We start from the raw sequence: 10,220 nt of genomic DNA, 5'->3' as shown, positions 1-10,220 counted from the left end.
ACTAAAAAGCATAATTGCGAATAGCTATTATTCCCTGACTATCCGCATTAAAAGCACGCTAAATCATAACCTTAAATCGTCGTTTTTTACATTTGTATATGCATAAAGATTGCATACAAAAATTTGACCTTTGCGGGGTTTCCCGTTAATTTGGAAGGTCGCTGAGTCGTGTTTTCCCCTTATTTGATTCGGTTATTGTTTTTAAAAACAGCTAGTTAAATAACCAATAACCGACAAATCTCGTTAAAAAATCACAACATAACGGGAGCATAGTCACAAGGCTAAGCCCGCTCAGAGTGGTCAGGAGGATCACGACAATAAATGCAATCACTGCGCATCACGCAGTAGCAAGGGAGAATTGCAATGTCGCTGTACAACCCAATGCTGGAAAAAGATAACTGTGGTTTTGGCCTTATTGCCCACCAAGAGGGAGAGCCAAGCCACAAACTGGTTCGTACCGCTATCGCTGCACTTGACCGCATGACCCACCGAGGTGGTATCAACTCAGACGGTAAGACAGGCGATGGTTGTGGATTGCTGCTGCAAAAGCCAGACCGCTTTTTCCGCCTTATCGCTGAGCAAAATCAATGGAAGCTTAGCCGCCTTTACGCGGTCGGCATGATTTTTCTAAGCGCCGATCCAGCTAAAGCCCAACAAGCCAAACAACGCTTCGAGCAAGAAATCAACGCTGAAACCCTTTCAGTGGTGGGATGGCGAACGGTACCGACCAATCCTGACGTACTTGGAGACATCGCCAAACAGTCTCAACCGGTGATTGAGCAAGTCTTTATCAATGGTCCAGCCGGCTGGCGAGCTCGCGATCTCGAACGTCGCCTTTACATTGCACGTCGTCGCGCCGAAAAGGCCCTCACCGATGATGCAGATTTTTATGTGACCAGCTTGTCGACCCAAACCATTGTCTATAAAGGACTGTGTATGCCGGCAGATCTGCCGCGCTTTTACACTGATTTGGCCGATCTTCGCCTTGAGTCGTCGATTTGTTTGTTCCACCAGCGTTTTAGTACCAATACGCAGCCGCGCTGGCCGCTTGCCCAACCTTTCCGCTACCTCGCACACAATGGTGAAATCAACACCATTGAAGGGAATCGCCAGTGGGCGCGGACCCGTGCGTATAAGTTTAACTCGCCATTATTGCCAGATTTATACCAAGCGGCGCCATTTGTGAATGAATCCGGTTCAGACTCATCCAGCCTCGATAACATGATGGAAGTCTTTCTTGCCGGTGGTATGGACTTGTTCCGAGCCATGCGCCTGCTTGTGCCGCCTGCTTGGCAAAATCATCCAGATATGGATGATGAGCTCCGCGCATTCTATGATTTTAATTCGATGCATATGGAGCCTTGGGATGGCCCAGCCGGCATTGTGATGTCAGACGGTCGCTACGCGGCCTGTAACCTTGACCGAAACGGTCTGCGTCCAGCGCGTTATGTGATCACCAAAGATAAATTTATTACCTTGGCATCTGAAGTCGGCATCTGGGATTACGCACCGGATGAAGTTGAAGAAAAAGGGCGTGTCGGGCCAGGCGAGTTGCTGGTCATTGATACACGAGAAGGCAAAATTTGGCACTCGGGTGAAATCGATAATGAGCTCAAAAGCCGCCACCCCTATCGCGAATGGCTCGATCAACATGTCCGTCGCCTGACGCCTTTTGAAGATCTGGATCCACAAACCAGTGAAGGCAGCCGCAACTTGCAAGATGGTCAGCTCAAGACGTATCAAAAGCTGTTTGGTATGTCGAACGAAGAGATTGATCAGGTAGTCAAGGTCTTGGGTGATATCGGCCAAGAAGCGACCGGCTCCATGGGCGATGACACACCAATGGCGGTGCTTTCTTCGCGTCCGCGCTGTGTCAGTGACTATTTCCGGCAAAAATTTGCTCAGGTCACCAATCCACCTATCGATCCGTTACGGGAAAATCACGTGATGTCATTGGCGACCTGTATCGGTCGCGAGATGAACGTCTTTTGCGAGACCGATGGCCATGCCGAACGGGTTGCCTTTAAATCGCCCGTACTGCTGTTTTCGGATCTGATCCAGTTACTCGAGCTGGACGACACCTATTACCGCAATACGGTTCTCGATATTAACTACAACCCGAACGAGAAAGATCTTCACCAAGCGATCCTTGACCTTTGTGATCAAGCTGAGCGCTGTGTCCGCGATGGCACCGTCTTGGTCGTGCTGTCCGATCGCAGTATTCACAAAGACACGCTCCCAATCCCAGCCGCCATGGCCGTCGGTGCAGTGCAAAAACGTTTGGTCAGCAAGAACCTGCGCTGTGATGCCAACATCATCATCGAAACCGGTAGCGCTCGTGATGCCCATCAGTTTGCGGTGTTACTCGGTTTTGGCGCCACCGCGGTTTATCCCTATTTAGCCTACGAAACTTTGGCTAATTTGGTCGATATTGGTGCGGTCAACCAACCTTATCGTGACGTCATGGTTAACTTCCGTAATGGCATCAATAAAGGCCTTTACAAAATCATGTCGAAAATGGGGATCTCGACCATTGCGTCTTACCGCTGCTCGCAACTGTTTGAAGCCGTAGGTCTGCATGACGATGTCATTGAACTTTGCTTTAAAGGCGTCGCGAGTCGGATTCAAGGGGCAAATTTTGACGATTTCCAACAAGACCTCATCAACCTTGCCCGTCGCGCGTGGATTAAACGCAAACCGCTTGAGCACGGTGGCTTGCTCAAATATGTGCATGACGGTGAGTACCATGCTTATAACCCCGATGTAGTGACCAACTTGCAAAGCGCAGTCCGCTCGGGTGAAACCATGGATTACAAAACCTACGCCAACACGGTCAATGAACGTCCGGTCGCGACCTTGCGTGACTTAATGCGCTTGAAAAAAGCACAAACGCCGCTTGCACTCGAGCGCGTAGAACCCGCGACCGAGCTGTTTAAACGCTTTGATTCAGCCGCTATGTCAATTGGCGCTTTAAGTCCAGAAGCCCATGAAGCTCTCGCCATTGCCATGAACCGTCTAGGCGGTCACTCCAACTCTGGAGAAGGCGGTGAAGATCCACGTCGCTTCAATAGCGAGCGTAATTCTCGGATCAAACAAATTGCCTCGGGCCGCTTTGGCGTCACCCCGCACTACTTAACTAATGCCGATGTGCTGCAAATCAAGGTCGCGCAAGGTGCGAAACCGGGCGAAGGCGGGCAGCTACCAGGGCATAAAGTGACCGCAGAGATCGCGAAACTGCGCTTTTCCGTGCCTGGAGTCACCCTGATTTCGCCGCCGCCTCATCATGATATTTACTCAATTGAAGATTTAGCGCAGCTGATCTTCGACTTAAAACAAGTGAATCCGCAGGCACTGGTCTCGGTTAAGCTGGTCTCGGAACCAGGTGTTGGCACCATTGCCACTGGCGTCGCGAAAGCCTATGCCGATCTGATTACCATTTCGGGTTACGATGGCGGTACCGGTGCCAGCCCGCTGACATCGGTGAAGTATGCAGGTAGCCCTTGGGAGCTCGGCCTAGCCGAAACCCAGCAAGCTTTGGTGGAAAATGGCTTACGCCACAAAATTCGCCTGCAAGTTGATGGCGGCTTGAAAACCGGTCTCGACATTATTAAAGCGGCGATTTTAGGCGCAGAAAGTTTCGGCTTTGGTACCGCCCCCATGGTGGCACTCGGTTGTAAATATCTGCGAATTTGCCATCTCAACAATTGCGCGACCGGTGTGGCAACCCAGGATGAAACCTTGCGTCGCGATCACTTTAAAGGCCTCCCCGAACAGGTGATGAATTTCTTCAAAGGCCTGGGTGAAGAGGTGCGCGAACTGCTCGCTGAGCTCAGGGTCGAGAAACTCACCGATCTGATTGGCCGTACCGACTTATTAGAGGCAGTTGAAGGCTTTACCGCCAAACAGTTGAAACTGGATTTAAGCCATATCCTTGAGGCGCCAACGCCTTGGCCGGGAAAAACCTTATATTGCAGTGAGCCGAATACGCCATTCGATAAAGCGGCGCTGAACCAGACTCTGCTGAGTGAACTGAGTGATGCGATTGAGGCGAATCGTAGCGCGAGTATTTACCGCTCGGTCCGTAATACCGACCGCTCAGTCGGTGCTAGCTTGTCAGGCGTCATCGCCAAACGCTATGGCAATGCCGGAATGGCAGCCAATCCGCTCGATATTCAACTGCAAGGCACCGCAGGCCAGTCTCTGGGGGTATGGAATGCCGCTGGAGTCAACATTACCCTCATCGGTGATGCCAACGATTATGTCGGTAAAGGCATGAGTGGCGGACAGATTGTCATCCGTCCACCGGTTGGATCGGCATTTGCCAGCCATGAGTCCACCATTATGGGTAACACCTGCCTGTATGGTGCAACGGGCGGCAAGCTCTTTGCTGCGGGTAAAGCAGGAGAGCGCTTTGCGGTACGCAACTCAGGCGTCCATGCCATTGTGGAAGGCGCAGGCGATAACGCATGTGAATACATGACAGGCGGTATTGTGGCAATTCTAGGGCGCACCGGTGTCAACTTTGGCGCTGGAATGACAGGCGGCTTTGCTTATGTGCTGGATGAAGAGGGCGACTTCCATGCCCATATCAATGCTGAATTGGTCGAGGCACTCTCACTGGAAGCTCTCACGATCCACCAAGAGCATTTACGTGGCTTAATTGCTCAGCATTTTGAGCTAACTGGCTCGGATCGTGCAAAACAGCTACTGGATGAGTTTGATCATTGGGTGCATCGCTTCTATTTGGTCAAACCCAAAGCGGCGGATGTGAATACTTTATTAGGCCATCAAAGTCGTAGCGCGACCGAGTTGCGCGTTCAGGCGCAATAAAAGGAGGGACCCATGAGCCAGAACATCTATCAGTTTATTGATGTCCAGCGCATTGATCCGCGCAAAAAAGCGATTGAAACGCGCAAGATTGAGTTCGTTGAGATCTATGAGCCTTTCACCGAGAAGGAAGTATCGGCCCAAGCAGATCGTTGCCTCGATTGTGGCAACCCGTATTGCGAATGGAAGTGCCCAGTACACAACTACATTCCGCAATGGCTAGAGCTTGCCAACCAAGGGCGGATTATTGAAGCGGTAGAACTGTCACATCAAACCAACAGCTTGCCAGAAGTCTGCGGCCGAGTCTGTCCGCAAGACCGTCTGTGCGAAGGTGACTGCACTCTCAACGACGATTTTGGTGCGGTGACTATCGGTAATGTCGAAAAATACATTACCGATAAAGCCTTTGAAATGGGCTGGAAGCCCGATATGTCACATGTCGAGTGGACCGAGAAAAAAGTGGCCGTGATTGGCGCAGGGCCTGCTGGTCTGGCATGCGCCGATGTGTTAGTACGCAATGGCGTTAAACCCGTCGTCTTTGATCGTTATCCTGAGATCGGTGGTTTGCTTACCTTTGGCATTCCTTCCTTTAAATTAGAAAAGGATGTCATGCGTCATCGTCAGCGCGTCTTTACCGAGATGGGTGTAGAGTTCCGCCTCAACACCGAAGTCGGCAAAGATATTGAGATGCAAACCCTCGTGGATGACTACGACGCGGTATTCTTAGGTGTGGGAACCTATCAATACATGCGTGCCGGGCTCGCGAATGAAGATGCGCCCGGTGTCTTTGATGCCCTGCCCTTTTTAGTCTCCAACACCTATAAAGTGATGGATCTGGATCATGCGCCCGACTTTATCGATATGGCAGGGAAACGTGTTGTGGTCCTCGGTGGCGGGGATACGGCTATGGACTGTGTGCGTACCTCGATTCGCCAACAAGCCGCTAGCGTCACCTGTGCTTATCGCCGTGACGAAGAAAACATGCCGGGTTCACGTCGAGAAGTTAAAAATGCGCGTGAAGAGGGCGTCAACTTTATGTTCAACCTGCAACCGCTTGGCATTGAAGTGGACGATAACGGCAATGTCCGTGGCGTCACCGTAGTGAAAACCCAATTGGGTGCCCCGGATGCCGCCGGCCGCCGTCGTCCCGAGCCGATTGAAGGCAGTGAACACATACTGGAAGCTGACGCGGTGATCATGGCTTTTGGTTTTCAGCCTCATGCAATGGAATGGTTGGAACCTTACGATGTCGCACTAGACGAACGAGGACGGATTCAGGCGCCTGCCAAAGGTGAGATCTTATACCAAACCACGAATCCGCGGATCTTTGCCGGCGGGGATGCAGTACGAGGATCCGACTTAGTGGTCACGGCTATCGATGAAGGCCGTAAAGCGGCGGAGGGGATCATGGATTACCTTGAAGTTTAAACGCGTTAAGATTAACGACAACATCAGAAGTGCCTCAAAGGAGGCACTTTTTTATTGTCTAATGTACACTAACGGCATTAACGCGCGAACAGGATTATAACCATGAAAATCGGCATTATTGGCGCAATGGAGCAAGAAGTCACTCTACTGCGCGACAAGCTAACCAACCTAACGACGCACCATGAGGGTGGTTGCACCTTCTACTCCGGCACCTTACACGGCCATGATATTGTTTTGTTGCAGTCGGGGATTGGTAAAGTAGCGGCGGCAATTGGCACCAGCTTGTTGCTTTCACAGCACCAGCCTGATTGGGTGATCAATACCGGCTCTGCGGGTGCTTTTGAGCCCTCGCTCAATGTCGGAGACGTCGTTGTGTCTTCTCAGGTTGGTTATCACGATGCGGACGCAACCGCATTTGGCTATCAAATGGGGCAGGTGCCACAGCAGCCGGCAGTATTTGAATCGGATGAAGCCTTAATGCAATTAGCTGAGAAAGCGGTCGACGCTGATACTCATGTGGTTCGCGGACTCATTTGTACCGCAGATACCTTCGTCCACACTGACGCACATCGTCAACATATCCACACTCACTTCCCCCAAGCCGTTGCCGCAGAAATGGAAGCGGCTGCCATTGCGCAAGTTTGTGCCCAGTTCAAAACACCTTTTGTGGTAGTACGTGCTATTTCTGACGTGGTCGCAGAAAAAGAGTCACCCATGTCTTTTGAAGAATTCTTGCCTCTGGCAGCAAAAAGCTCCTCCGCCATGGTCGAAAAAATGGTGACGATGATTAACGACTAACCCGACCACGATCATGGATGCTTTGCTTAACCCGCAACAATGGATACTATTCGCCGCCAACCACGGAAGCTTATGGGCGCTGTGGCTGGCGGTGCTGATCCACTGGTTACTGCCGCTCTCAACCCAGCACTCTCCTTTTCAATATTGGCAGCAGTATGCCGTATTGCTGGCGAGCCAAGTCAATAAAGATAACGATCCTAAACAGCAACGCAAACTCGCGGGTGGTCTCGCCTTGGCCTTGATGTGCGGCACCTTGGCTATTTTATTGATTGCCGCTCGTGAGCTCGTCTGGTCACGTCCACTCTTTGATGGGATTTTGCTTTGGCTCGCATTAGCGTGGCGACCGATTGACCAATTTGGACACGCACTCGCGCAGGCCATTGATGAGCATGATAAAGGTACCTCGCGTGCATTACTTGCGACACAGGTAAACCGAGACACTGAGTCCTTGTCATTGATCGGCATCGGTAAAGCCGGCGCCGAAACGCTGATCCTCGGCACGGCTCGGCATGGCGCCTGTGTGATCTTTTACTATGCGCTTGCCGGTGGCGTCGGTGCCCTTTTATATACCAGTGTGGTTCATCTCCATCGCGTCTGGTCACCCAGCCGACTAGCCTATTATCCATTCGGCCTTGCAACCGCACGATTACTCAACCTAGTCGACACCATTCCAATGTCGCTGTTTGCGCTCGTGTTGGCGCTAGGGCGTACGCCATGGACGCATCTCAAAGCTTGCTGGCAACAAGGCCGTCGTTGGCGCACGCCAGGACCGGGTTGGCTACTCGCCTGTGCGGGAAGCCGCTTTCAATTATCTCTCGGTGGCCCGGCTATCTATCAAGGCACGAAAACCCTCAGAACCAAAATTGGCTACGGGGTCACCCCGGCGTGTTACCACCTATTGCTTTTGCGTTTAAAATTAAAACACAGTGTTTTAATTTGGCTTGCGTTAAGCTCTTTGCTTCTTATTCTTTAAGGACTCGGATTGATGCCTCGTTTTCGCGCCCGCCTCGTGTTGCTTTTGGTATGTAGACCTGTGTTTCTCATCTCGCTTTGGGGACTGGCTTTCAGCGCTTATGCCACGTCACCTCGAGTGATCAGTCTTGCTCCTCATGCGACTGAGCTCGCCTATGCCGCAGGACTTGGTCCTCATCTAGTCGCAGCCAGCGCCTATAGTGATTACCCAGAGCAAGCAAAGTCTCTTGAACGCGTGGCCAATTACCGCGGGATAAAGTTAGAGCGCATTATCGCCCTAAAGCCTGATTTAATTTTAGCTTGGCGTGGCGGCAATCCGCCTAAACCGCTAGAAACTCTCGCTAAGATGGGATTTGAGATTCGTTACCTTAACCCCAACCAGCTTAGCGACATTGGCCAGTTTATTCGCGAGTTAGGCCGCTACAGTAAGACGGCTGATATCGCCACACGCAACGCAAAAGCCTTTGATAAAAAGCTCGCACAGCTCAAAGCGCGTTATCAGAACGCACCATCTGTCCGCTATTTTTATCTACTCAGCGATACGCCTTTAATGACCGCCAGTGATCGTGCTTGGCCGAGTCAGTTATTTCGCTTATGCGGCGGGGAAAATATTTTCGCCGAAAGCCCAGCCGCCTATCCGCAAGTGAATATGGAACAGGTGATCACTCGCTTACCACAAACGGTGTTCTACACCGGGGCGACATTGCCAGAATCTTGGCAATCGATGGCTGAATTAGTGCCCGATCACGCACAACGTTTTACCTGGCCACTGAATCCTGACTGGTTAACCCGCGCCACACCACGCGCATTGAATGCCGCAGAGCAAATTTGTACCGCCCTCGATAAAGTCCGTCACGCGCAATAGGACCTAGCATGACACAAACCATGATTCTGTATTTATTCGATTTATTTGGCACCGCCGTTTTTGCTATTTCAGGGGTGTTAGTCGCCGGTCGCTTAAGGATGGACCCCTTTGGCGTGGTGGTGTTGGCCTGTGCCACCGCCATTGGAGGAGGCACCGTCAGAGATATGGCCATGGGCGCCACACCAGCCTTTTGGATTACCGATACGCTTTATATTTGGGTGATATTAGCCACATGCGTGGCGACCATGCTGCTGATCCGCCATCCGCGCCGTCTACCTTGGTACGTACTGCCTTGCGCGGATGCGATTGGTTTAGCGGTCTTTGTCGGCATTGGGGTGGATAAAGCCCTAAGCTATGGTGCATCGCCACTTGTCGCGGTGATCATGGGGGTCATAACGGCCTGTGGCGGTGGCATTATTCGTGATGTGCTCGCGCGGGAAGTGCCTATGGTGCTGAGAACGGAAGTGTATGCAACGGCCTGTATTGCTGGCGGCATTGTCCATACTCTTGCTATCGAAGTGAGTCCAGACACAGTCACGGCATCGCTCGCCGGTATGCTCACCACCTTACTGATCCGTTTAGCGGCCATTCGCTGGCATTTATCTTTACCGCCGTTTGCGCTCGATAAATAGTGATAGCCATTAGTGTTAAGGTGTCGTGATATATGGCAAATGGTGGTTGAAATCTAGGCAGAACACCCTAATGTCATGGAGAACAGCCTAATAAAGGAGCCTCTATGATCAGCATTGCCATCATTTATCACTCTGAAGATGAACACACGCATGCACTCGCCACCACCATCGCAGAAGGCATTCATGCCGGCGATGCCGAGCCAGTGGTGTATCGCATTACATCAGAAATGATAGAAAACGGACGCTTTATCGATGATAAGCTGTTTGAAAAACTCAAAGAGGTCGACGCGATCATCTTTGGTGCTCCCACCTACATGGGTGGGCCAAGCGCACAATTTAAAGCCTTTGCCGATGCGTCCAGCCCAAGCTGGGAAACACAAGATTGGCGAGGAAAGTACGCGGCAGGCTTTACCGTAGGCACCTACCCAGGTGGCGATCAGCCCCAGACACTGCAGTATTTCCAAACCTTAGCCAGCCAGCATGACATGCTGTGGCTAAGCCTAGGCCGTGCCAATATCGGGGTAGAAAACATTAACCCAAGTGGCACAAGCCTTGGGGTGACTGCACACACTCCAGACGATGCCCAACTTAGCGAAGCCTGCCTACAAACGGCGTTTTACCTTGGTCAACACATGGTACGTGCACTAAAAGGCGTTTGGCATACCTAGTCAGTAAATCATGAGAAAAGCCCTCGCGAA

General features: G+C 51.5%; 7 protein-coding genes. All 7 read left to right on the top strand.

The window, feature by feature from the left end; all coding sequences use genetic code 11:
* The first annotated feature begins 363 nt into the window (after nucleotides 1–363).
* The 7 genes from gltB (at nucleotide 364) to BZG80_RS01170 (ending at nucleotide 10,190) form a co-directional block, all read left to right on the top strand.
* Nucleotides 364–4,830, top strand: a complete 4,467-nt coding sequence (gltB, locus tag BZG80_RS01200; RefSeq protein WP_077678582.1) for a glutamate synthase large subunit — start codon at nucleotides 364–366, stop codon at nucleotides 4,828–4,830.
* A 12-nt stretch (nucleotides 4,831–4,842) separates the two neighbouring features.
* Nucleotides 4,843–6,255: an FAD-dependent oxidoreductase gene (locus BZG80_RS01195; RefSeq protein WP_077678581.1), complete on the top strand. Its 1,413-nt coding sequence runs from the start codon at nucleotides 4,843–4,845 to the stop codon at nucleotides 6,253–6,255.
* A 102-nt stretch (nucleotides 6,256–6,357) separates the two neighbouring features.
* Nucleotides 6,358–7,053, top strand: a complete 696-nt coding sequence (gene mtnN / locus BZG80_RS01190) for a 5'-methylthioadenosine/S-adenosylhomocysteine nucleosidase (protein ID WP_077678580.1) — start codon at nucleotides 6,358–6,360, stop codon at nucleotides 7,051–7,053.
* 13 nt (nucleotides 7,054–7,066) lie between these two features.
* Complete coding sequence (locus tag BZG80_RS01185; protein WP_077459818.1) at nucleotides 7,067–8,026, top strand: cobalamin biosynthesis family protein; 960 nt, start codon at nucleotides 7,067–7,069, stop codon at nucleotides 8,024–8,026.
* Nucleotides 8,027–8,038: 12 nt separating this feature from the next.
* On the top strand, nucleotides 8,039–8,890 hold the full coding sequence (btuF, locus tag BZG80_RS01180) for a vitamin B12 ABC transporter substrate-binding protein BtuF (RefSeq protein ID WP_077678579.1): 852 nt from the start codon (nucleotides 8,039–8,041) through the stop codon (nucleotides 8,888–8,890).
* 20 nt (nucleotides 8,891–8,910) lie between these two features.
* Nucleotides 8,911–9,522 carry a TRIC cation channel family protein gene (locus BZG80_RS01175; RefSeq protein ID WP_025744819.1) on the top strand — a complete coding sequence of 204 codons (612 nt, stop codon included), beginning with the start codon at nucleotides 8,911–8,913 and terminating at the stop codon, nucleotides 9,520–9,522.
* A 104-nt stretch (nucleotides 9,523–9,626) separates the two neighbouring features.
* Nucleotides 9,627–10,190 carry a flavodoxin family protein gene (locus BZG80_RS01170; RefSeq protein WP_021022142.1) on the top strand — a complete coding sequence of 188 codons (564 nt, stop codon included), beginning with the start codon at nucleotides 9,627–9,629 and terminating at the stop codon, nucleotides 10,188–10,190.
* Nucleotides 10,191–10,220: the final 30 nt, after the last annotated feature.

The sequence above is a fragment of the Salinivibrio sp. MA440 genome (genome assembly GCF_001996265.1).
GTDB classification, from domain to species: Bacteria; Pseudomonadota; Gammaproteobacteria; order Enterobacterales; family Vibrionaceae; genus Salinivibrio; species Salinivibrio costicola.
The sequence above is the reverse complement of the archived record's forward strand: the minus strand, read 5'-3'. Positions and strand labels throughout refer to the sequence as shown.

Coding starts and splice junctions, on each gene's coding strand:
- gltB (WP_077678582.1), top strand. CDS start 364: ATGTCGCTGTACAACCCAATGCTGGAAAAAGATAACTGTGGTTTTGGC.
- BZG80_RS01195 (WP_077678581.1), top strand. CDS start 4,843: ATGAGCCAGAACATCTATCAGTTTATTGATGTCCAGCGCATTGATCCG.
- mtnN (WP_077678580.1), top strand. CDS start 6,358: ATGAAAATCGGCATTATTGGCGCAATGGAGCAAGAAGTCACTCTACTG.
- BZG80_RS01185 (WP_077459818.1), top strand. CDS start 7,067: ATGGATGCTTTGCTTAACCCGCAACAATGGATACTATTCGCCGCCAAC.
- btuF (WP_077678579.1), top strand. CDS start 8,039: ATGCCTCGTTTTCGCGCCCGCCTCGTGTTGCTTTTGGTATGTAGACCT.
- BZG80_RS01175 (WP_025744819.1), top strand. CDS start 8,911: ATGATTCTGTATTTATTCGATTTATTTGGCACCGCCGTTTTTGCTATT.
- BZG80_RS01170 (WP_021022142.1), top strand. CDS start 9,627: ATGATCAGCATTGCCATCATTTATCACTCTGAAGATGAACACACGCAT.